The organism is Streptomonospora arabica (genome assembly GCF_039531585.1).
GTDB lineage: Bacteria > Actinomycetota > Actinomycetes > Streptosporangiales > Streptosporangiaceae > Streptomonospora > Streptomonospora halophila.
This window is the reverse complement of record NZ_BAAAQI010000021.1, coordinates 54,368-76,622: the sequence shown is the minus strand read 5'-3', so window position 1 is coordinate 76,622 and position 22,255 is coordinate 54,368. Positions and strand designations below refer to the sequence as shown.

The 22,255-nt window shown below is 72.0% G+C and carries 20 protein-coding genes; 11 read left to right on the top strand and 9 right to left on the bottom strand.

Annotated elements, in window-relative coordinates; translation table 11 throughout:
- Window positions 1–203: 203 nt before the first annotated feature.
- Window positions 204–557 carry a WhiB family transcriptional regulator gene (locus tag ABD284_RS23260; protein WP_344147638.1) on the bottom strand — a complete coding sequence of 118 codons (354 nt, stop codon included), beginning with the start codon at window positions 555–557 and terminating at the stop codon, window positions 204–206.
- 542 nt (window positions 558–1,099) lie between these two features.
- Here ABD284_RS23260 and ABD284_RS23255 point away from each other — a divergent pair.
- On the top strand, window positions 1,100–1,858 hold the full coding sequence (locus tag ABD284_RS23255; protein ID WP_344147635.1) for a sulfite exporter TauE/SafE family protein: 759 nt from the start codon (window positions 1,100–1,102) through the stop codon (window positions 1,856–1,858).
- 79 nt (window positions 1,859–1,937) lie between these two features.
- Here the strand turns inward: ABD284_RS23255 and ABD284_RS23250 are convergent, their stop codons facing one another.
- Window positions 1,938–2,564, bottom strand: coding sequence for an HD domain-containing protein (locus tag ABD284_RS23250; protein WP_344147632.1), 627 nt, complete (start codon window positions 2,562–2,564; stop codon window positions 1,938–1,940).
- A 136-nt stretch (window positions 2,565–2,700) separates the two neighbouring features.
- Here ABD284_RS23250 and ABD284_RS23245 point away from each other — a divergent pair, with 136 nt between their 5' ends.
- A complete protein-coding gene (locus ABD284_RS23245; protein WP_344147629.1) occupies window positions 2,701–4,065 on the top strand; it encodes an FAD-dependent oxidoreductase in 1,365 nt (454 codons plus the stop codon).
- Between the two features lie 67 nt (window positions 4,066–4,132).
- Here the strand turns inward: ABD284_RS23245 and ABD284_RS23240 are convergent, their stop codons facing one another.
- Both ABD284_RS23240 and ABD284_RS23235 read right to left on the bottom strand, forming a co-directional pair.
- Entirely contained in the window at window positions 4,133–5,014 is an 882-nt protein-coding gene (locus ABD284_RS23240; RefSeq protein ID WP_344147626.1) for a prolyl oligopeptidase family serine peptidase, read from the bottom strand.
- A 90-nt stretch (window positions 5,015–5,104) separates the two neighbouring features.
- Entirely contained in the window at window positions 5,105–5,671 is a 567-nt protein-coding gene (locus tag ABD284_RS23235) for a TetR/AcrR family transcriptional regulator (RefSeq protein WP_344147668.1), read from the bottom strand.
- Between the two features lie 347 nt (window positions 5,672–6,018).
- Here ABD284_RS23235 and add point away from each other — a divergent pair, with 347 nt between their 5' ends.
- The gene (gene add, locus ABD284_RS23230; protein WP_344147623.1) at window positions 6,019–7,056 is read left to right on the top strand and encodes an adenosine deaminase; all 1,038 of its coding nucleotides are present in this window, start codon (window positions 6,019–6,021) and stop codon (window positions 7,054–7,056) included.
- Window positions 7,057–7,129: 73 nt separating this feature from the next.
- Here the strand turns inward: add and ABD284_RS23225 are convergent, their stop codons facing one another.
- On the bottom strand, window positions 7,130–8,302 hold the full coding sequence (locus ABD284_RS23225) for a CapA family protein (RefSeq protein WP_344147620.1): 1,173 nt from the start codon (window positions 8,300–8,302) through the stop codon (window positions 7,130–7,132).
- A 315-nt stretch (window positions 8,303–8,617) separates the two neighbouring features.
- On the opposite strand from ABD284_RS23225, the gene ABD284_RS23220 reads away from it, so the two are divergent.
- From ABD284_RS23220 to ABD284_RS23190, 7 genes are all read left to right on the top strand, one after another.
- Window positions 8,618–9,079, top strand: a complete 462-nt coding sequence (locus ABD284_RS23220; protein WP_344147617.1) for a Fur family transcriptional regulator — start codon at window positions 8,618–8,620, stop codon at window positions 9,077–9,079.
- 95 nt (window positions 9,080–9,174) lie between these two features.
- A complete protein-coding gene (locus tag ABD284_RS23215; RefSeq protein WP_344147614.1) occupies window positions 9,175–10,623 on the top strand; it encodes a catalase in 1,449 nt (482 codons plus the stop codon).
- A gap of 894 nt (window positions 10,624–11,517) precedes the next feature.
- Window positions 11,518–12,627, top strand: coding sequence for a chaplin family protein (locus ABD284_RS23210; protein ID WP_344147611.1), 1,110 nt, complete (start codon window positions 11,518–11,520; stop codon window positions 12,625–12,627).
- A gap of 337 nt (window positions 12,628–12,964) precedes the next feature.
- A complete protein-coding gene (locus ABD284_RS23205; protein ID WP_344147608.1) occupies window positions 12,965–14,014 on the top strand; it encodes an SURF1 family cytochrome oxidase biogenesis protein in 1,050 nt (349 codons plus the stop codon).
- 747 nt (window positions 14,015–14,761) lie between these two features.
- Window positions 14,762–15,598 (top strand): class I SAM-dependent methyltransferase, encoded by an 837-nt coding sequence (locus ABD284_RS23200; RefSeq protein WP_344147605.1) that lies wholly within the window; start codon window positions 14,762–14,764, stop codon window positions 15,596–15,598.
- A gap of 1,363 nt (window positions 15,599–16,961) precedes the next feature.
- Window positions 16,962–17,750, top strand: coding sequence for a ClpP family protease (locus tag ABD284_RS23195; RefSeq protein WP_386699706.1), 789 nt, complete (start codon window positions 16,962–16,964; stop codon window positions 17,748–17,750).
- Window positions 17,747–18,364, top strand: coding sequence for an ATP-dependent Clp protease proteolytic subunit (locus ABD284_RS23190; protein WP_344147602.1), 618 nt, complete (start codon window positions 17,747–17,749; stop codon window positions 18,362–18,364). The genes ABD284_RS23195 and ABD284_RS23190 overlap by 4 nt, the downstream gene beginning before the upstream one ends.
- An 87-nt stretch (window positions 18,365–18,451) precedes the next feature.
- Here ABD284_RS23190 and ABD284_RS23185 read toward each other — a convergent pair whose 3' ends face one another.
- From ABD284_RS23185 to ABD284_RS23175, 3 genes are all read right to left on the bottom strand, one after another.
- A complete protein-coding gene (locus ABD284_RS23185) occupies window positions 18,452–18,787 on the bottom strand; it encodes a helix-turn-helix domain-containing protein (RefSeq protein ID WP_344147599.1) in 336 nt (111 codons plus the stop codon).
- 125 nt (window positions 18,788–18,912) lie between these two features.
- Window positions 18,913–19,284: a hypothetical protein gene (locus ABD284_RS23180; protein WP_344147662.1), complete on the bottom strand. Its 372-nt coding sequence runs from the start codon at window positions 19,282–19,284 to the stop codon at window positions 18,913–18,915.
- Between the two features lie 98 nt (window positions 19,285–19,382).
- A complete protein-coding gene (locus ABD284_RS23175; protein ID WP_344147596.1) occupies window positions 19,383–19,868 on the bottom strand; it encodes a hypothetical protein in 486 nt (161 codons plus the stop codon).
- A gap of 943 nt (window positions 19,869–20,811) precedes the next feature.
- Between ABD284_RS23175 and ABD284_RS23170 the strand changes: the two genes are divergently transcribed.
- Window positions 20,812–21,696, top strand: a complete 885-nt coding sequence (locus ABD284_RS23170) for an SURF1 family protein (RefSeq protein ID WP_344147593.1) — start codon at window positions 20,812–20,814, stop codon at window positions 21,694–21,696.
- Here ABD284_RS23170 and ABD284_RS23165 read toward each other — a convergent pair.
- Complete coding sequence (locus ABD284_RS23165) at window positions 21,672–22,100, bottom strand: DUF3817 domain-containing protein (protein WP_344147590.1); 429 nt, start codon at window positions 22,098–22,100, stop codon at window positions 21,672–21,674. The genes ABD284_RS23170 and ABD284_RS23165 overlap by 25 nt on opposite strands.
- Between the last annotated feature and the right edge of the window lie 155 nt (window positions 22,101–22,255).

Below are 22,255 nucleotides of genomic sequence, written 5' to 3'. Positions count from 1 at the left end.
CCGGGGCCCCGCCGCTCCTTCACGGCTTCGGTGGGAAGCTTCGCGGACCGGCCGGTGCCGGTTGCGGGTCCGCGCCTTCGCGGATGCGCCGCGAAGGCGCGGACGGCCGCCGCGGTGGGCGGCGAGCGCGCCGCGGGGTGCGGCGGGACGGATTCAGCCCTGCGGCCGAGCCGCCCGCCCTTCCCCGCCGCGCGGGGCCGGGCTCACCGCTCGGCCCCGGCCGGGGCACGGTCGGCGAACGCGGAGTCCTGGAGCCAGCCTTCCCCTGCCGTCTCCGAGTTCTCCCGCTCGTAGCGTGCCCGTGCGGCCGTCAGCAGATCCCACCACGAGGTGACGTCGGGCCGCCGCCGCAGCAGGGCCCGGCGCTCGCGTTCGGTCATCCCTCCCCATACCCCGAACTCGATGCGGCCGTCCAGGGCCTCGGCCAGGCACTCGGTGCGCACCGGGCAGCCGCGGCAGATCAGTTTGGCGCGGTTCTGCGCTGCGCCCTGGACGAAGAGCGCGTCGGGGTCGACCTCGCGGCACAGTGCGCGGGTCGTCATTTCTGCAGTCCACATGTTGCCCCACTCCCAAGATCACATGTGTGTCGGATGCGCCGGCGGGCGCGGTCGCCGGCGCGGGATTCGGTGGGGGCGGACACGGCCGGGAACGAGTCCCGCTCGCGGGTCCAAACAGGGGGTCGGCTCTTCGCGGCGGGCCGGGGTTCGGCTCGCTATGTCCTACCTCACCGCTGTGGTTGAAACTACGGACCGGCGGAGACGACCGACAGGCCCCATTGGGCCCATTTCTGATATAGCCCGAGTGGGCCATAGCCAAGTGGGCGAAAACTTGCAATACGTTCGGTCGCAAGTCCGATACTGAGCGGGATGATACGAGGTCGCAGGCGGCGCATGGTGTGGTTTGCGGCGGATGTCCGATGTGACGGAGGGCGCGTTCCGAACCGGCGCCCCGACGGGCGCGTGCCACGTAGACTGTATGCAGTGGACGTCGAGTCCGGCCAGGTCAGCGGCCTCGTCCGGCCGTCCACGCGGCGTGTGGAGCCGGTCCGCCGACAGTGTGCTCCCGCCGCTGCTCGCGCACTCGTCGTGAAAGGTGTCAATTGAGTCCGTGGGAGGCGCTTGCCATTCTGCTGGCGGGAATCGGCGCCGGCGGGGTCAACGCGGTCGTGGGTTCCGGGACCCTGTTCACCTTCCCCGTTCTGCTCGCCTTCGGCTACCCGCCGGTGACCGCGTCGATCTCCAACAGCATCGGCCTGGCGCCGGGCGCGCTCACCGGAACGTTCGGCTACCGGCGCGAGCTGCGCGGCCAGGGCCGCCGCGTCGTGCGGCTGGCCGCGATGTCCTGCCTGGGTGCAGTGACCGGCGGAGTGCTGCTGCTGAACCTGCCCTCCGAGGTCTTCGAGCGCGTGGTTCCCGTGCTCATCGGCCTCGCCTGCGTTCTCATCGTCGTCCAGCCGCGCATCGCCGCATGGCTGCGCAAGCGCAGGCACGCCGGTTCGAGGCGCGGCCCGCTGCTGCCGCTGGGCGTCTACGCCGCCGGCACCTACGGCGGCTACTTCGCCGCCGCGCAGGGGATCGTGCTGATCAGCATCCTGGGCACCGCCCTGGACGACGACATGCAGCGCGTCAACGCGCTGAAGAACGCGCTCGCCGCCACGGTCAACGCGACGGCGGCGGTCTTCTACATCACCTTCGGCTCGCCCTCGTGGCCGGCGGCGGCGCTGATCGCGGCCGGGTCGATCATCGGCGGCTACGCCGGCGCGCGCCTGGGCCGCAAGCTCAAGCCCTTCGCGCTGCGCGGGCTGGTCGTGGCCGTCGGACTGACAGCGGCCGCCCAGCTCGTCCTCGAGCAGTTCTGAGGCGCCCGGCGGCGGACGCACGCGGGTCTCCCGACCGCCGGGCGGGCGCACGGGCGGCGCACCGCCCTTCTGCGCCCCCTCAGCCGGAAGCCAGGTACCCGCGGCGCTCGGCGTCCTCGATCAGCGCCACCGCGTAGGCGCCCAACGCCTCCGAGCCTTCGGCGATGACCTTCACCTTCTCGGCGACCTGCGAGCGGGTCACCCCGTGGCGGACCCACGTGCCGCCCTCGGTGTGCCAGTTGGCCAGCATCGGCGCCAGCCGGTCGATCGCCTTGGCGAAGCGTGCCTCGGGGGTCGTGCGCTCCTCGAACTCCTCCCACAGCGCGCGTGTGCGCTGCGCCTGGTCGTCGGGCAGCAGCGCGAAGATGCGGTCGGCCGCGGCGCGCTCCCGCTCGGGCTGGGAGCCGGCCTGGTGTGTGTCGTAGATGAACGTGTCACCGGCGTCGATCTCGACGATGTCGTGCAGCACCAGCATCTCCACGACGCGGTCGATGTCGGTGCCCTCCGGTGCGTACTCGGCGAACACGCGGGCGGCCAGCGCGAGGTGCCAGGAGTGCTCGGCGTCGTTCTCGCGGCGCGAGCCGTCCACCAGCATGTTGCGCCGAAGGATGCGCTTCAGCTTGTCGGTCTCCAGGATGAACCGCAGCTGGGACGTGAGCCGTTCGTGATCGACGCCGCTGGCAAACACCGGTGCCGGTTCCGTCACGTAAGTCGCCCTCCTAGCAACAATGGATCGTCACGTTGAAACCAGGGAGTCTCCCGGCCGCCACGGGGATGATCCCATGCAACGGCGGCCGACTGACGCCGGAGCATCCGAAAGAGGAGACTGCATGGAGCGGCGAGTGAACGCACGGCCACGGCTCATCGTCATCGGCGGCGACGCGGCGGGAATGAGCGCCGCCTCGCAGGCACGGAGGCTGCGAGGCGTGGAGGATCTGGAGATCCTCGCCCTGGAGCGCGGACCCCACACATCGTACTCGGCATGCGGAATCCCCTATCTGGTCGGCAAGACAGTACCGAGTCCCGAGGAGCTGATCTCGCGTGACCCCGCGACTTTCCGCCGCGACCACGGGATCGACGTGCGCACGTCGACCGAGGCCGAGGAGATCGACCTCGACCGCCGCACGGTCAGGGTCCGCGGCGCCGGCGAGAAGGCGCGCGAGGAGCCGTTCGACCAGCTGATGGTGGCCACCGGCGCCGTCCCGGTGCGGCCCGACCTGCCGGGGATGGACGCGCCCGGCGTCTTCGGCGTGCAGACGCTCTCCGACGGCATCGCCGTGCGCGACGTCGTCGACACCGAGCGGCCGGGTACCGCCGTGGTGGTCGGCGGCGGCTACATCGGGCTGGAGATGGCCGAGGCGTTCGTGCAGCGCGGCATGCGGGTGCACCTCGTCGAGGCGGCGCCGGAGCCCATGACCACGCTGGACCCCGACATGGGGCGCCTGGTGCGCGACGCCCTGGTCAAGATGGGCGTGGAAGTGCACTTGGACGAGCCGGTCACAGGGATCGAGACGGCCTCCGACGGGCGCGCCCGAGCGGTGGTCACCGAGCGCGCGAGCTATCGGACCGACATCGTCGTACTCGGACTGGGCGTGCGGCCCGGCAGCGACCTGGCGCGCGCCGCCGGGATCGAGATCGGCCCCACCGGCGGCGTCGCCGTCGACGCCCGGATGCGCACCTCCGCCGAGGGGGTGTGGGCCGCCGGCGACTGCGTGCAGAGCCTGCACCGCGTCTCGCAGGAGTCCGTGTCCATCGCGCTGGGCACTCACGCCAACAAGCAGGGGCGCGTGGCCGGAACCAACATCGGCGGCGGCTACGCGCGCTTCGGCGGCGTGCTGGGCACGGCGATCAGCAAGGTGTGCGGACTGGAGGTGGCCAGAACCGGGCTGAACGAGCGCGAGGCCGAGCGAGCGGGGTTCGAGTTCGAGACCGCCGCGCTGGAGTCCACGACGCGGGCCGGCTACTACCCCGGAGCGGCGACCATGACGCTGAAGCTCCTGGCCGAGCGCCGCTCGCGGCGGCTGCTGGGCGCGCAGATCGTGGGGTGGGAGAACGCCGGCAAGCGCATCGACGTGCTGGCCGCCGCGCTGTGGAACAGCATGTCGGTGGAGGACGTGGCGGCGATGGACCTGGGCTACGCGCCGCCGTTCTCGCCGGTGTGGGACCCGGTGCTGATCACCGCGCGCAAGCTGGCCGAGAGCATGTGACCGCCTCCGCCGGGCCGGGCGTGGGCTCCGCCGGCACGCGCGCCCTGCCTGCCGTGCGCCGCCCTGCTCAGCTCAGCCGGACGGTCTCCCCGGTCGGCGAGGCGACCGGGAGGTGGGTGTGGAACCACTCGACCAGAGCGCGGTCGGCGAGCACGTTGCCCGGCGCCGGCGGCCCCGGCTGCAGGCCCGGCTCGGGTCCCATGGTGTGCGCGAGGTCGGGGACCTCGATGTGCCGCAGGGCCTGGTCGGGGTAGTGCGCGGCCAGCGCGTCGTGCAGGGCGCGGGTGCGCTCGGGCGCGATGACGTCGTCCTGCTGGCCGCTGACGATCAGCAGCGGCGGCTGGGGCCGGCGGGCGGCGATGTCGCCGGCGCGGGCCGAGAAGTCCAGCCAGGCGGCGACCTCGCGGGAGGTGTCGTTCCAGGTGTAGGGGATGCCCAGCCGCCGTTCGCGTGCCGAGAGCACGGCCCGGGGCTCGATGATCGGGTTGACGGCTCCGGCGGCGGCGATGGGCAGCCGGCTCTCCGCCAGCGCCAGCAGGGCCGCGGCGCCGCCCGCTCCCACACCCATCAGCCCGACGGAGGAGTCGGCGACGGGGAAGCGCTCCCGGAGGTCGCCGACCGCGCGGGGGATTTCGGCGGCGGCCTGCTCGACGACGGGGCCGTACAGCTCGATCAGGTAGTCGGCCTGTCCGCGCCGGTTGACCTCGGCGACACCGCCCTCGGGCAGGCGCGCGCCGAACATCGGCAGTCCGAGGTAGAAGCGCCAGGCGGGCAGGGAGGCCAGCGGCAGGGTGCCCGCCAGGGCGGCCTCACTGCGCGGCGGCTCGAACGCATGCAGCGCGATGACCATGGGGGCGTGGTCGGCGGCGACCGCGGGCGGCACCGCGACGAAGGGGATTCCGGCCGCTGTGCCGGTGGTCGGCTGGGTGGGGGTGCTGTCGGCTCGCACTGAAGGCTCCTCCCGTATTCGGATGCCGAAAGCCGTCGTGGCGATCTGGACCGGCCTCATTCGTGCTGAGCATGCATGTCGCAGCCTAGTTCAGCCGAAGTGATGGCCGAGGTAGTTCCGCAGCAGGATCTTGGCCTCCTCGATGAGGCGCGGGTCGCCGTCGGCGTCACTGCGGAACGCCAGCTTGAGGACCGCATCGGCCGCCTCCACGGCCACGGTCACCGCCCGGTCCAGGCCTTCGCTTTCTCCGGCGCCGCCCACCGAGGTGAGCAGGTGCCGGATGCGGGTGGCGATGACGCGATTGTTCTCGATCGCGGAGTCCAGCAGCCGAGTGTCGACCACGTCGCCGAAGTGCAGGCTGCGGAACCCGGGAACGGTGCGGTGCATCTCCAGGTACTCGTCGATGATCGCATCCGCCGCCCCGGTCCAGTGACCGTGGTCGCCCGTAGCGAGGCGTTCGCGTACCCGGGCGGTGAACAGGTCGAGGTAGCGCAGCCCCAGCGCCTGGGTAATGGCCCGCTTGTCCGGGAAGAACTGATAGACCGAGCCGATCGCCACCCCCGCGCGCTCGGCGATGCGGGTCGTCGACAGGTCGCTGTAGCCGCCCTCGTCGAGCAGTTCGGCGCAGGCGTCGAGCATCCGCTGCACCCGGACCATGCTGCGCTGCTGGGCCGGGAGCCTGCGCAGCGGGGCGCGGGACAGCGAGGTGGCCACAGAGTCGAGGGATCCGCGCTGGGCTCCGGCGGCCGCCTCGCCGTCGTCGGCGCGGCCGTTCGGCGATGGCGTGTGCGGGCAGGAGGCGCCGCGAGTGGAAGTGGTCATCACGCACCTTCTGACTCGGCCCTGTGGGGGCGCGGTTCCCATGGAACGCCGACATCGGGGCCGTGATCGTCTGTATGGCCGGATACGGCCAGCCGCGGGGGCGCGGTCGCATGTGACGGATCGTCGTCTGAAACGGCGGCCTCGACTTGGAGACGGGCCCGCGGCTGAGTAGCGTCTCCGGAATGGAGCTCCCCACACTCGCCTCCGACTTCGAGGCGTTCATCCAAGAACTCCCCAAAGTCGAACTGCACGTGCACCTGGAAGGGTCGATGCAGCCGGCCTCGCTGCTCGAGCTTGCCCGAAAGCACGGTGTCGCCGACGTCCCCGGCTCCCTGGAGGAGGTCCGCGACTGGTACGTCTTCCGGGACTTCCCGCACTTCATCGAGGTCTATCTGGCTTCGGTGCAGACCCTGGTCGACGAGGAGGACTTCGCGCTGCTGGCGGCCGACGTCGCCGCCCGGCTCGCGTCGCAGAACGTCCGCTATGCCGAGGTGCACGTCAGCCTCTACGCCCACCTGATGCGCGGCGTGCCCGCGCGCACCGTCTTCGCCGGGATCGAGGCGGCGCGTACCGAGGCCGAGCGTCGGCACGGCATCCGGCTCCGCTGGATCCCGGACTTCCCCGGCGACTACGGGGTGGACAAGGGCGAGCAGACGCTGGACGCCGTCCTGGCCGAGGGGCCCGAGAGCGTCGTCGGGTTCGGCGTGGGCGGCGTCGAGGTCCCCCTGGGGCCGATGACAGGGCTGTTCGCCCGGGCCCGGGCGGCCGGACTGCACAGCCTGCCGCACGCCGGCGAGATCGGGGGACCCGAGCGGGTGCACGAAGCCCTCGACCTGCTGCGCGCCGAGCGGATCGGCCACGGGATCACCAGCATGCGCGATCCCGCGCTCGTCGAACGGCTGCGCGAGGAGGGCGTTCCGCTGGACGTCGCCCCCACCTCCAACCTGCGGACCGGAGCCGTCGCCGAGATCTGGGACCACCCGCTGCCGCGCATGCTGGAGGCCGGGCTGGCGGTCACCCTGAACAGCGACGACCCCCCGATGTTCGGGACCGACCTGACCAACGAGTACCGCACCGCCGCGCAGCTGGGACTGGGCGCCGAGGGCCTCACCGCGCTGGCCCGCAACGGGGTGGCGGCCTCGTTCCTGGAGGAGCCGGCCAAGCGGGTGCTGATCGAGGAGATCGACACGGTGCTGGCCGGGCACAGCCACACCCTCTAGGCGCGGCGCCGCGCCGGTGCCCGACCGCGGCGCGTGTACGCGGTGGGCACCGGGGCGGCGGCGCTGCCGGGCGCTATCCGGCCTCGGCCTGCTCCTCCTCGCCCTCCTGGCCTTCGGGGGCCGGGGTGAGTCCCACGCCGCACTGGGAGCGGAACGACTCCCAGGTGGCGTGCGCGTCCTCGGCGGCGGCGCCTTCGTACAGCACCGGGACGCCGCCCTGGATCTGCCCGGGCTTCCATTCGTCGCCGACGACCTCGCCGTCCTGGAAAGTGAGGTTGAGCACCCCGGTCTCGGCGGTGGGTCCGCTGTAGTTGTAGAAGGCGAAGTTGCCCAGGCCGTAGTGGACGTAGGTGTCGCCCAGGTAGCCGCCGGGGGAGAGCACGTGGGCGTGACCGCCGACCACGGCGTCGGCGCCGGCGTCGGCGAGCTCCTGGGCCAGTCCGGGGGCGTGCGCCTTGGGGCAGTGGTCGCCTTCCAGGCCCCAGTGCAGATAGGTGATGACGGTGTCGGCCTCCTCGGCGGCAGCCGAGACCGCCTCGACCAGGCGGCTCCGCATCTCGTTCTTGGCCGAGGCGAGGCCGGGCTTGTCCGGTCCCGCGGTCCAGGCGGAGATGAGGTGGTTGTCGAGGACGTCGGCGGCGCCGATGACCGCCACCTTGCCGCCTTCGGTGTCGAAGACGTGCGGCGCGTAGGCCTCCTCCTCGTTCTGGCCGGCGCCCACGAGGGGGAACCCGGCGTCCTCAGCGCCGGCCAGGGTGTCCTGGAGCCCGGTGGCGCCGTAGTCCATTCCGTGGTTGTTGGCGACCGAGGCGACGTCGACTCCGGCGGACTCCAGCGCCGTGAAGGTGGTCTGCGGCGCGCGGAAGACGAACTGCTTGCCGGGCGCGGGCGTGCCGCCGTCGGTGACCGCGGTCTCCAGGTTCACCACGGCCAGGTCGGCCGCCGAGAGGGTCTCGGAGATCCCGCCGAGGGCGGTGGCGGGGTCGGAGTCCAGGCGCTGGCGGAGCTCGCCCTCGAAGTGCACGTCGCCGCCGATGGCCACGGTGATCGGCGCGCTCTTCTCGGGCTTCTGCGAGGGCGAGGCCTCCGGCGAGGACGGCGCGCCGTCACCGCTCGGCTGCCCGGAGTCGTCGGGCTCGGCCGAGCCCGACGAGCAGGCGGCCAGCAGCGCGAGCACGGCCACGGCGGCGCCGGCGCGAACCGAGGCGAGGACCGCCGGGGTAGGGGTCGAGGAGTCGTGGGGCATTCGGAGCTCCAAGTTGGGGGCGGCAGCGTATGCGGGGGGCGGGGGTGCCGTCACGGAGCGGGCGCGACCGCATGGCTGATTCCCGCTGTCCGGAGAAGGGAGCCACAGCGAGGATACGTGGAGGATACGTGGCGGGGGTCACGCCGCTGTATCCGTCTCCGGGAAACGGTTGTTACGCAGAGTTCCCTGATCCTTCTCCGGTGTGAAGCTCTGTAGTCGGCGTGTCGGGGAACACCAGGTCACAGACGGCTGTCTCGGTTGTCTGGAGTCTGTCATTTTCTTGAATCATTCCAGTTTGTGGCCTAGGGTGGTCGCATGGACAACGTCGCCGACGATCTCCGTTCGGCCGGACTCAGGGTCACCGCGGCACGGGTGGCCATCATGGATCAGGTCCGGTCCGGCAACCACCTCGACGCTGAGCGCATCGCGCGCGGCGTGCGGGGCTCGCTCGGCCACGTCTCGACCCAGGCGGTCTACGACGCGCTGCATGCGCTGACCAAGGCCGGCCTACTCCGCCGGATCGAGCCCGCGGGCTCGCCCGCGCGGTTCGAGTCGCGGGTCGGGGACAACCACCACCATCTGGTCTGCCGCTCCTGCGGCGAGGTCGCCGACATCGACTGCGTGGTGGGCGAGGCTCCCTGCGTGGAGCCGTCGAACACGCACGGCTACGCGGTCGACGAAGCCGAGGTGGTGTTCTGGGGCGTGTGTCCGCAATGCCAGGCACAGGCGGCGGGATCCGGGGGCGGGGAGCCCGCGCGGACCCAGTCCGGCGGCTGACCGCCCGAGCCGGGACCTGCGCCGCAGAGGGCGCGGCGGGCCCGGCCCAGCCGTATTTCGAGGCCTCTTCAAGCATTTTCGAAAGGTGCGAGCAGTTGAGCGTTCCCTACAGCACGGACGATGCCGGTCACCCGGCTCCCAGCGATGGTTTGTCGCAGTCGGTCGGCCCCAACGGGCCGCTGCTGCTCCAGGACCACTTCCTGATCCAGAAGATGGCCCACTTCAACCGCGAGCGCGTGCCCGAGCGCGTCGTGCACGCCAAGGGCGGCGGCGCCTTCGGCGAGATGGAGATCACCGAGGACGTCAGCCAGTACACCTCGGCCGACCTGTTCCAGAAGGGGAAGAAGACACCGCTGCTGCTGCGCTTCTCCACCGTGGCCGGCGAGCTGGGCAGCGCTGACAGCGCCCGCGACCCGCGCGGCTTCGCGCTGAAGTTCTACACCGAGCACGGCAACTACGACATCGTCGGCAACAACACGCCGATCTTCTTCATCCGCGACCCCTCGAAGTTCTCCGACTTCATCCACTCGCAGAAGCGCCGCGCCGACAACCAGCTGCGCGACAACAACATGCAGTGGGACTTCTGGACGCTCAACCCCGAGTCGGCCCACCAGGTGTCGTTCCTGATGACCGACCGCGGCACGCCCAAGACCTGGCGCCACATGCACGGCTTCGGCAGCCACACGTTCCTCTGGTACAACGCCAAGGGCGAGAAGTTCTGGGTCAAGTACCACTTCAAGACCGACCAGGGCGTCGAGAACCTCACTGCCGACAAGGCGAAGGAGCTTGAGGCCGCCGACCCGGACGCGCACCGCCGCGACCTGTGGGAGTCCATCCGAAAGGGCGACTTCCCGTCCTGGACCGTCAAGGTCCAGATCATGCCCTTCGACGACGCGGCGAACTACCGGTTCAACCCGTTCGACCTCACCAAGGTGTGGCCGCACGGCGACTACCCCGAGATCACCATCGGGAAGTTCACGCTGAACCGCAACCCCTCGAACTACTTCGCCGAGATCGAGCAGGCCGCGTTCGAGCCGTCCAACCTGGTGCCCGGAATCGGCGGCAGCCCGGACAAGATGCTCCAGGGTCGGCTGTTCTCCTACCCGGACACCCACCGCTACCGCATCGGCCCCAACTACCTGCAGCTGCCGGTCAACCAGCCCAAGGTCGCGACCCGCAGCTACAACTTCGACGGGCCGATGACCTACAGCAACAACGCCGACCCGGTCTACGCGCCCAACACCGCGGGCGGGGCGGTCTCGGCCAACGAGCTCTACGAGGGCGAGGGCTACCACGTCTCCGGAGACATGGTGCGCTCGGGCTATGAGCTGCACAAGGAGGACGACGACTTCGGCCAGGCGCGCACGCTCTGGGAGAAGGTCCTCACCGAGACCGAGCGCGCCAACATGGTGGGCAACATCGTCGGCCACGCCTCGGCCCCCGAGGTCACCGACGACATGAAGAAGCGCGTGGTCGAGTACTGGACCAACGTCCACCCCGACCTCGGCGCCGGCGTGGCCAAGGGCCTGGGCGTGCAGGCCTGAGCACCGTCCGGCTCGGGCCGTAGCGCCCACGGCCGCGGGCCCCGGTGGGAACCGGGACCCGCGGCACCCCCGCCCCGGGGCGGTCCGCGCGGTACCCGCAGGGTGCCGCCGGGTCCGTCCCGGGGCTTTGTGCTGTTCGGGCGATGCGGCTGTTCGGGCGGTGCGGGCTGGGCGGCTGGGCGGCTGGGCGTGCGGCGCCCGTGTGTTCCGGGCCGGGGCCGGGCGCTCGGACGTCCTGGGGAAAAGGGGCGGGGGCGGAGAGGCTGGAGCGCAGGGGGCTCGGGCCGGAGGACGGGCGAGAGCGTCGGTTCGCCATGGGTGGTTCGCGGCCTTTCGTCGTTTTCCTGCGCCGGTCGGATACGCGATATGGACGGAATTACCGTTTTCGTCGATGGCATCCGGTCGATGGGGCGATCGTCCGTCCGGGCGGCGGTGTGACGCTGATATCCGAGTTGCCGGGAATCGGGGTTTTTCTTGGGAGTCGTCGCTGGGACGCGTCGGATTTCCGGCTCATCGGCTGATGTTTATGGGCCGCAGTTCACGCGATATTCGGTCGTCTGAACTGGAGTTACTTCGGTGTGTAGTTGTGCGTGTGCGAAGTGCTTTCTGGTTTGGCCCTTTTTCCAGGAAAAACGCCTGGCAGGCGGAGGGAAGCTGTTAGCGTTGTCCATCGACGGCGCGACGAATCCGGCCCCGGAACTCATCGGGGCGGCGCTGTCCGGCTGCCATCGGCGCACGGGCGTACGCAATCCCCGTGCGGCCCGCTCCCTTCCGGTGGCGGCGGCACCCTGTTGTCCCCCTTCGGGTCGGCGGATCACTACCCCGCCTTAGGTGACGCCTCGCCCCCGAACGAACACCTTCCGTGTTCGCGTCTGCGAAAGGTCATGCCTGAACATGCGCAAGCATCTCTACACATCTGTGTCCGCCACCCTGCTGGCCGTCGGCCTGGTCGGTGCGGCCCCGGCGACCGCGTTCGCCGGACCTGAGACCGACGGCTCGGGCGGGGTCGCCTCCGGCAACCAGGTCAACGTTCCCGCCGACGTCAAGGCCGAGCTGTGCGGCAACGCCCTGTCCGTCCTGGGCATCTCGCAGGCCGACTGCACCCGCGTCTCCGAGATCCTCTACGCGGCCAGCGACGAAGGGCAGTCGTCGCCGCAGACCGACGGCTCCGGCGGCGTTGCCTCGGGCAACCAGATCAACATGCCGGTCGACGCGGCCGTCGACATCTGCGGCAACTCCGCCGCCGTCGGCGGACTCTCCAAGGCCGAGTGCACCACCGTGGTCAAGAAGCTGGCCGAGGAGTCGGAGGACGGGGAGTCCCCCCAGACCGACGGCTCGGGCGGTGTGGCCTCGGGCAACCAGATCAACATCCCTGTGGACATCGCGCTGGACGTCTGCGGCAACTCGATCGCCGTGCTGGGCGCCTCCAAGGCCGAGTGCACCACCGTGGTGAACGCCATCGAGAAGTCCTCCGACAACGAGGGCGGGGAGTCCCCGCAGACCGACGGCTCGGGCGGCGTGGGCTCCGGCAACCAGGTGAACATCCCCGTCGACGCGGCGGTGGACATCTGCGGCAACGCCGTCGCGGTGCTGGGGGTCGCCGAGGGCGACTGCCTGGAGAAGATCAGCCACGACGACGGCGGTGACAAGCCCGGTGACGACGGCGACAAGCCCGACAAGCCGGGCGACGACGGCGGCGACAAGCCGGGCGACGGTGACGACGGCGGCGACAAGCCCGGTGACGACGGCGACGAGTCTCCCTCGCCCGAGAAGCCCGCGGAGGAGCCGAGCAAGGACAGCACGCCCGACGCGAAGCCCGCTCCCGAGGACGGCGAGACCGGCGCTTCCGGCGGCCTGCCGCTGACCGGCCCGGCTCTGGGCGGCCTCGTCGCCGCCGCCGTGGCCGCCATCGGCGGCGGTGGCGCCGCCATGGCCTTCAGCCGCCGCCGCAAGGCCGCCGCCGCGGCCGGCGCCGGCGACGAGGGCGCGGGCACCGAAGAGTAGCGGCGGGCGGTCGCGGGCGTATCCGGCCCGAGCGGCCGCACGCGGCCGCCGCCCCGCCGTGAGCGGGGAGGCACAGCGAGCAGCCGAGGCGCTGCGCGGGAGGTCGGCGAACCCCCCGCGCAGCGCCTTCGCGCGTCGGGGCGGGGGCGGGCGTGCGGGGCAGGCGCGGGCGCCGCGGTGCGCGGGCGCGGGACCGTCCCGCGTCCGCCCGGCGGCGGGTTCGCGCGGTGGTGTGGGGCGGTGTGCGCCTGGTGGCGGGGTCGTGCGGCGGATACGCGCAGGTGGGCGACGGTGACCCGATGACCGAGGTCGCCACGGCTCCTATAGCCTCGAATGCGTGCTCCGCATCCTGCTGTCGCCGCGCATGCTGGCGTTCCACGCGCTGGTGGCGCTGATCGTGCCCAGCTTCATCTGGCTCGGGTTCTGGCAGCTGCACCGCTGGGAGGACAAGTCCGCCGCGGTGGCCCTGCAAGAGGCGAACATGGCGGCCGCACCCGTGCCGGTGGACCGGCTCGCCTCGCCGAGTGAGGAGGTTTCGGCCGCCGAGCAGTGGCGCCGGGTCACCGCCACCGGGCGCTACGACGCCGAGCACGAGCTGCTGGTGCGCAATCGCGACGGATCCGGGGGTGTGGGCCTGCACGTGCTGACACCGCTGGTCACCGGCGACGGCACCGCCCTGCTGGTCAACCGCGGCTGGATCGAGCAGCCGCCCACGGCCACGACCCGGCCGGACGTGCCCGCGCCCCCCGGAGGGCGGGTGACGGTCACCGGTCGGCTGCGGTCCGGCGAGTCCGAGGAGAGCACCGGCATCCGTGTGCGGGACGGTCTGCCGGAAGGGCAGATCATGCTCATCGACGTGGACCGGATCGCCGGCGACCTGCCCTATCCCGTCTACGGCGGCTACGCCGAGCTGACCGAGCAGCGCCCCGCAGCCTCCGACCGGCCCGAGCCGGTGTCGCCGCCCGAGCTGAACACGGGGATGAACCTCTCCTACGCCGTGCAGTGGTGGATCTTCACCGTGATCGCCATCGGCGGATGGGTCTTCCTCATGCGCCGGGAGGTGGCCGAGGCCCGCAGCGGCGGCGAGGGTCCGGAAGACCCCGGATCGGGCACGGGGGCCGAGGCTCCGAGTGGAGACGGCGCCGGAGGTGGCGGGCCGGGCGGTGGCACGCCAGACGAGGGGGGATCGGTCGGCGGCTCGGACGATGGCGGGTCCGGCGGTGGATCGGACGGCGGAGGAGCGGACGACGGCGCCCCGGGCCGGCCTCAGGGGGCGGGCAGCCGCGAGGCCGGAGCCGCGGCCGAGGCCGCGGCGAGGACCGCGCCGGATGCGCGGGAACAGGCCCGCCCGGACCGGCGGTCCCCGCACGCCGACGCCCGCACGTAGCGCCCGCCGCGGGTCCGCTCCGGTGCGCCGACCCCGCGCCGTGGCCGACCGGCCCATCGCGGGCAGGACTGCGCGCGGGTGCTGACTGAGCCGGTCGGCCGGTTCGACGGGCCGGGCCGAACCGGGCGTACCTGTACGTCCAGTCCCGGAGCCGAACCCGCGAACCGGAGCCAGGGGTTCTCCGCTCGAAGCAGGCCGGTCCTCGGCCGCGCGGCCTGAGTGGCGGACGGCGAGGGCGCGGCCCCGCGAGGGCGCGGCCAGCGGCCCGACGGCCTGTCGTCGAGGGAGCGCAGCGACCGGCTCGCTCAGCTCACGGAGGCGGGCATGGTCGACCGGTCCGCCGCGCCGGCCGGCCGCCCCGTGTGCGCTGTGTGCTTAGCGAGCGCGGCGCGGCCGGGCGCTCGGTCCACTCATGCAGGCGCTGTGGGACCGGGCGCGGTTCCCGGACGGACGGTGACGGGTGGCGGGCGAGAGGCGATGCGCGACGGGTGATGGATGACCGTTGATCGGTCACCGGTGGCCTGGCCGGTGGCCGTCGGTGCGGTCCGGGATGCCGCAGCGGTAGTCGGGTGGCGGGAGTCTGGCGCGGGAGACCGGCGGCGGGATGCGCTACCCCGGGGGACGCGGCGAGGGAGACCGGCGGCGGGATGCGCTACCCCGGGGGATGCCGCGAGGGCGACCGGCCAGAGGTCGTGCGGCCCGGGACCGCCGCTGACGCGTGCGCGGCGGCACTGGCAGGATCGGCGTATGAGCGACGACGGGGGAGCGCCCGGTGTCCACCGCGTGACACGGCGCACGGCCGACCGGGGCGAGAGCGCGCGGGCCAGCCGCCTGTGGTGGGAGCACGCGGCCGACGAGTACCAGGCCGAGCACGGCGCGTTCCTGCGCGACACCGGCTTCGTGTGGGGACCCGAAGGTGTCGACGAGGCCGACGCCCGCCTGCTCGGGCCGGTGGATGAGCTGCGCGGCGCCCGGGTGCTGGAGCTGGGCTGCGGCGCCGGGCAGTGCGCGCGGTGGTTGCGCACCCAAGGGGTCGAGCGCGTGGTGGGCGTCGACGTCTCCCGCCGCCAGCTCCAGCACGCCCGCCGCATCGACGAGGAGACCGGGGTCGGGGTACCCACCGCCCAGACCGACGTCCAGAACCTGCCGTTTGCAGCGGGCGCCTTCGACCTTGTGTGCTCCGCCTTCGGTGGGCTGCCGTTCGTGCCCGACGCCGGTGCGGCGCTGACCGATGCGGCCCGCGTGCTGCGGCCGGGCGGGCGGCTGGTGTTCTCGGTGAGCCACCCCATGCGCTGGTGCTTCCCCGACGACCCGGGCGAGCGCGGTCTGCTCGCCGAGCAGTCGTACTTCGACCGCCGCGCCTACGTCGAGGAGGACACCGCCGGCCGGGCAGTCTACGTCGAGCACCACCACACGATGGGCGACTGGATCCGCGGCATCGTGTCCGCCGGCCTGGTGCTGCGCGACCTCGTGGAGCCGGAGTGGCCCGAGTCCAACCAGCAGATCTGGGGAGGCTGGAGCCCTCTGCGCGGCCGCCTCTTCCCGGGCACCGCGATTTTCGTAGCAGCGAAACCGGCAGGCTAGGCGAGAGCTGTAGTCGGCCGCGCCCAACCTGAGCCCGGAGGGCGGCCCTGCGGAAGTCGGTTCGGGTGCGTGTCGGTTGCCCGCCCGACGTGGGCGGCGAGGGCGGCGACGGCGGTGGGTGGTTGGGCCCGCGGTCATCGGATTGGGTGCCCGCCGGTGCGGCGTGCAACGTGGGCAGCAAGGGCGGCGGACAGCCGGGCCCGTGATCATCGGTCCGGGCGCCCGCCAGCCGGGCACCCAACGAGGGCAGCAACGGCGGTGGGTGGTTGAGTCGGCGGTCATCGGTTCGGGTGCTCGCTGGTGCGGCGTGCAACGAGGGCAGCAAGGACAGCGGGTGGCCGAGCCCGCGCCCATCGGTTCGGGTGCTCGCCGGTTGACCCGCCCTGCCGGGGGGCGTTTCGGGCATTTCGTCCTTGGCGGAACCGCTGCGGGAGCACGAGTCCCGCTTGAATCAGCGCGACGGCGCCGCCACCCCATTTAGTTTTCGCAGTACGGAAAACACGGGGTTACTTTGTCTTGGTTTGCCCGTTTCTCCGGGCGGTGTGACCACCGCCGTGGCCACGAGACCGCCGAAAACCGCGGCCGGAGCCCCTTGAGAGGTGTATTCGGGGGGTCTCGTCGTCACCGGCGCCGCCCGAGGGCCCCCGAACCCGGGTAGAATCCGGACACGGAGGGAGGAATCGCCTCGCATGGCGGTGTGACACGGCACTTTGCGGCGCCGCCGGCTGCATCAGGCGGGTCTCGTCACCGTCCCCGCCCCACGCCTGCCCGCAATACCCGATCCTGCGCCCGCGGCCCCACCATCACAGGAAACCGCTCCCTTCCTCCCCGCCACCCCGGCCATTCGCCGCCGTTGCTGCCCTCGTCGGACGCCTGACCAGCGCTGACCCGATCCGATGGCCGCGCGCCCCACCACCCACCGCCCTCGCTGCGTCGTCGGGTGCGCAACCGGCGGGCTCCCGGACCGGTGGTCGCGGGCCCGGCCATTCGCCGCCGTTGCTGCCCTCGTCGGACGCCTGACCAGCGCTCACTGGAACCGATGGCCGCGCGCCCCACCACCCACCGCCCTTGCTGCCGTCGTCGGGTGCGCAACCGGCGGGCACCCGATCCGATGGCCGCGCGCTTGGCCGTCGGCAGCCGTTGCTGCCCTCGTCGGGTGGCCGACCAGCGCTCACCCGATCCGATGGCCGCGCGCACCCCAACCCCCCGCCCCATGCCTCCAAGTCAGCGCTCTGCTTGCGGCAGATCGCCGCAGGGCAGAAAGGGTCGATTCCGCACCATCACCGGCCGCAGGCTGGTGACGTCCGGACGATGTGGTGGCCACCCGTCGGGCTCCGGCCTTGGAACCGATCGAGGAGGAGAAGTGCTTTCAACTCACCCATCGGCGCTGCCGCGGCTTGCCGCCGACGGCGCCGCCGCGACGTTCGACGACCAGATCGCCAACCGGCTGCTGCACGGCCGGATGGTGGTGCTCGGCACCCAGGTCGACGAAGTCGTCGCCAACCGCGTCTGCACGGAGCTGCTGCTGCTCGCGGAGGAGGACCCCAAGCGGGACATCACGCTGATCATCAACAGCCCCGGCGGCTCGGTGCACGCCGGCATGGCGGTCTACGACACCATGCAGTTCATCCCCAACGACGTGGCCACCCTGGTCATGGGCTTCGCGGGAAGCATGGGCCAGTTCCTGCTGTGCACGGGCGCCGCAGGCAAGCGCTACAGCCTGCCCAACGCGCGCATCATGATGCACCAGCCCTCGGGCGGCGTGGGGGGCACGGCGGCCGACATCGCGATCCAGGCGGAGAACCTCGCCCACACCAAGAAGTCCCTGCAGGAGCTGACTGCTCGGCACACCGGCCAGCCGCTGGAGCGCATCGTCGAGGACCAGCGCCGCGACGCCTGGTTCACCGCCGAGCAGGCCCGTGAGTACGGGTTCGTCGACCAGGTCGTCAACAGCGTGGCCGAACTGGGCGGGGACACCGCGCGCCGGTTCGGCTTCGGCGCCGACAACGCTCCGGGGATCGCCCATGCCGCGGCCTCGGCGCGGGCCGAGCGGCGGCAGGAGCGGCAGGAGCAGGAGCAGGAGAAGAAGCACGGGGACGGCGCACAGAACGGCGGCGCCGACGGGTCGGACTCCGAGGAGGGGCGGAAATGAGCCAGTACACGGTTCCGGTGGTGGTCGAGCGCACGCCCTCGGGCGAGCGGTCCTACGACGTCTTCAGCCGGCTGCTCTCGGAGCGGATCATCTTCCTGGGCACGGCGATCGACGACGGCGTGGCCAACGTGACGATGGCCCAGCTTCTCCACCTCGACCACGAGAACGAGGAGCGCGACATCAGCCTCTACATCAACTCCCCCGGCGGCTCCACGTCCGCCGTGACGGCCATCTACGACACCATGCGGTTCGTCCGCTCCGATGTGGCGACGGTGTGCATGGGCCAGGCGGCCTCGGGCGCGGCGGTGCTGCTCGCGGCGGGCACGCCCGGCAAGCGGATGGCGCTGGGACACTCGCGGGTGCTGCTGCACCAGCCCTCCACCGAAGGCCAGGGCGAGGCCGCCGACCTGGAGATCCAGGCCGCCGAGGTGCTGCGGGTGCGCAGCGAGATCGAGGAGATCCTGTCGGCGCACACCGGCCACAGCGTCGAGCGGCTGCGCGCTGACACCGACCGCGACAAGATCTTCACGGCGTGGGAGGCCAAGGACTACGGACTGGTCGACGACGTGATCTCGGACCGGCCGGCGAGGAGGGCCGCCGTGGGCGCGGCCTGACACCGGCGGCGCCGTCCGCGACCTGCGGGCGGCGCCCCGGCCGGGCGCGGACCGCCCCGGTGCTCTCCGCCGGGCCGGGGGAGGCGTTCAGGCGGCGAGCAGCACCGCCTGGACGCCGCCGTCCGTTCGAGGGGCACCGACCAGCCCGCGGCCGATCGGCGCGGGGGCGGGCGCGAGCTCGGTGTGCAGCCCGCCGACCAGGTCGACCAGCTGCAACCCGAGCGCGCGGTAGACGGCGGCCAGCACCTCGGAGGAGGGCTCCTTGCGGCCGCGCTCGATCTCGGAGAGGTACTGCAGGGACACCTGCGCGTCCTCGGCGACGTCCTGCAGCGTACGCCCCTGCTCCAAGCGGGCTCGGCGGAGCACGCCCCCGATGAGGTCGCGCATCAGCGGCTCGTCGCCCTCTGCCGGCCGTTCGCCCATGGTTCCCTCCCCGAAGCGCACTCCTGACACCCCGACACTACGCCGACCGGACCGCACCGGCCATGGCGCCGGAAGGCCCAGCCTGCGCGTTCTGCGACGGGCAGAATCGTCACCGGCCGCGGGGATCACACGTCCAGCTCCTCCTCGATCGACTTCAGCCGGTGGCGGGCGAGCGCGAGGTTGCCCCGGGTGCGGTCCATCGCCAGGTAGAGGAACAGCCCCTGCCCCTTTCTGCTGGTGAGGGGGCGAATGATGTGGTATTGCGCGGAAAGTGTGATCAGGATGTCCTCGATCGACTCGTTGAGCCCGAGCTGCTCGGTGGTCCGGATTTTCGCGCGGACGACCTCGGTGTTTCCCGCGGCGGCCACATTGAGGTCGAGGGACTTGGTCGAGGAGAGCGTGCCCAGCGCCATCCCGCTGCTGTAGTCGACGACAGCAGCGCCGATCGCGCCTTCGATCTCCATCATTTCCTTGAGCCCGGAATCGATATTCGCCATATCCTTCTCTCTTCTGTGGTTGAGCCGGAGCAGCGCGGGCCGCTCGGCGATCCAGCGGCGCAGCCTTCCGCCACGGCCGCGCGGCCGCGTTCCACCGGTCAAGCGACCACCTCGGCCGTCCGGTCGCTGCCGGTGGACAACTCGCGCAGGGCGTTGAGGACGCGGAGGAGCACAGGGCGCTCGACGGTGGTGGGTGCGGCCGGCGCCGGGGTGCCCCGCCGCCTGCGGACGTCGGGAAGCTGCGGGCGGGCCTCCTCGGCGACCCGGCGCAACCGGTGCAGGACCAGGCCGAGACTGCCCTGGTCGCGGCCCATCCGGACCTGGAGGCACAGGCCGGGGCGGGCGAGCACGGTGTAGATCAGATGGTCTCCGCGCTCGGTGAGAACCACCTCCTCGACAGTGCGGCCCTGCTCGAGGGGCCCGTCCGCGACAGCCCGCACGACCGCCGCCGTCTGCGCCGCCAGCGCCCTGTCGTCCGCGCCGTGCCAGGCGACGGCGCGTTCCTCGTGCCAGTGGACGAGACAGACGCTGCGCACTCCGTCGAGGCGGAGAACCTCCCGCATCTGCTGATCCAGGTCGATCACGGCGCTCCTTCGCACGCGCGGACGGGCGGAAGCGAAGACACGGGTGATTCCGTTCCTCGCACCACCGATGAGCATAAAGGGCGACACGTGATTCGCGCGGCTTTTCTGGCGATTCGCCGTTCCTAATCCGGCCACTCCGTGATCTTTCCGACCGAATGCGCCGATCCGCCGGATACGCAGTGCGAATACGAAAGACCAGCGAATCGCATTGGTCATGCCGATCGCCCGGATTCGATTTCCGTGCGCGATTAGGGACCTTGTTCGGCGATACCGGGCCCGAAGGCCCCGGTTTCGTCTGAGTCGGGCGGGGCATCGCGCACGCGTGCGCCGGAAGAGCGTTCGAGGGGCGCGCGGACCCGTGTGCGCGGGGGACGCCCGTGTGCGCGGGCGGGGACACAGGCGCGCATCCGCCGTGGAGCGGGGCCGACTCCCAGGAGATGCGGGACCCGCCGGCGCCCGCCGCTGCGGGAGGCAGGGGTCGGAGCCCGCCGCGGCGCCGGCGACCGGGCTGCCGGCAGCGGGGGCCGGGCAGCCTCGGCGCCTCACGGCTTCAGTGCTGCAGCACCTCAGGCCCTCCGGGCCTCCGTGCCTGAGCCCGGGTGAACCGGCACACAGCATGACGCGAGGGCCGCCTCCGTGTCCCCCCTCAAAATCACGGATGCGGCCCTCGCCTTGGGAACGGTCGCCGACTCCTCCCCCCTGGAGTCGCGACCTTGAAAGCTCTATGTTGTGGCGGGAGAGCGGCGCCGATCGGCTTCGCCTCTCGCTCTGTTCCACAGACTACCGATGATGACCTGCCGTAACAACCCTCTGTCACAGTGAACTACTTAAAGTAATCTCCATCTCCACTCAACCCGCGAACCAAGGCACGGCGCCCAAGGTCAAGTCGGCGCTGTTCCGGGGGCGCAGCGAGTCCGCCGCAAGGCGGACATAGCCTGGGGTCGTGCGCTCCGACTTGGTCAAACCCCGCTGGCTCGGCACCCATCTGCTGGCCCTGCTCGCCGTGGCCGTATGCCTCGGCGCGGGGTACTGGCAGTTCGAGCGAGCCCAGGAGCCTTCGCGCGAGGTCGTGGACAGCCCTATCGAGCGGCTGTCCCGGGCCCGACCGCTGGAGAGCGTGTTGCAGCCGGGCGCCTACATGTCCGAGGACGAGGGCAACCAGGCGGTGCGGGTCACCGGCGTCTACGCGCCCGAGCGGCAGCGACTGGCGCCGGCGCTCTCCCCTGAGGGGGAGAAGGGCTACTACGTCGTCGTGCCGCTGGTCACCGGCGAGGACACCGCCGTCGCCGTCAGCCGCGGGTGGATACCCGAAAGCGCCGCCGACTCCGCGGACCGGCCGGCCGACGTGCCCGAGGGCGAGGTCTCGGTGACGGGATGGCTGCAGCCCCCGGACAAGGCCGAGGACGGATACATCCCCGTCGACACGCCCGAGGGCCACGTGGCCCGGATCGCGCCCTCGCTACTGGTCAACGAATGGCCCTACCGGCTCTACGAGGGCTACATCATCCTCGGCGAGCAGCGGCCCGCCGACGCGGCCGCCGGTTCCGGCCCGGGGCTGCGGCAGATTCCGCCGCCGGAGCCGCCCAAGGGCATCGTGTGGAACTGGCGCAATGTGAGCTACGCCGCGCAGTGGGGGGTCTTCGGCAGCGCGGTGGTCGTCTTCTGGCTGTCACTCATGCGCCGTGAGCTGCGGGAAAGCGGCTCAGCAAGCGGACAGGGCGGCCAGGAGGGGCCTGAGGGCGAGAACGGGCGGCCGGAGCCGGGAGGCGGCGGGGCGCCCTCCGCCGACGCGGGCGGCGGCGATCAGGAATCGGTGGCGCGGACCTGACCGGCGCCGCGCCCGTCCGCCGACGGCGCGGCCCCGCCGGAACCCGCCTTCTCCGCTGCCGCCAGCCGGTGCTCGATGATAAGCCCGGCGAAGGGGATCGTCCCGGCCAGGGCCACCCCCACCGTCCGCGGGGCGCTCCAGCGCCGGTCCAGAGCCAGCCACAGCACGACGAGAACGTAGGCCATGTAGACGTAGCCGTGCGGGATGGCCACGAGCGGCATCAGCACCGACTCGTCACCGAACAGGCTCTCGGCCCCCGCGGGCGCTGCGGCCAGCGAGAAGCGCGCGGTCTCGCCGATGAGGTACTTGGCCGGCATCGCAACGAACGTGAGCAGCAGAAGCAGGACACCCGTCACATAGGCCAGGACGCGGTACAGGACGAACGACAGACGCTTCTTCTCCACGGGGCACCTCGTGCTGTCGGCGGCGGACGGCGACCCGGAGGGCGCCGCGCGAGCGGCCGCGGGGCCCGCGGCCGCGCTGGACTTTCTGTGGTTCCGGTCCCTGCGGAGCCTGACCGCGGTAGGGACCTGAACCGAGCCTAATCGCCGCCGCGGGC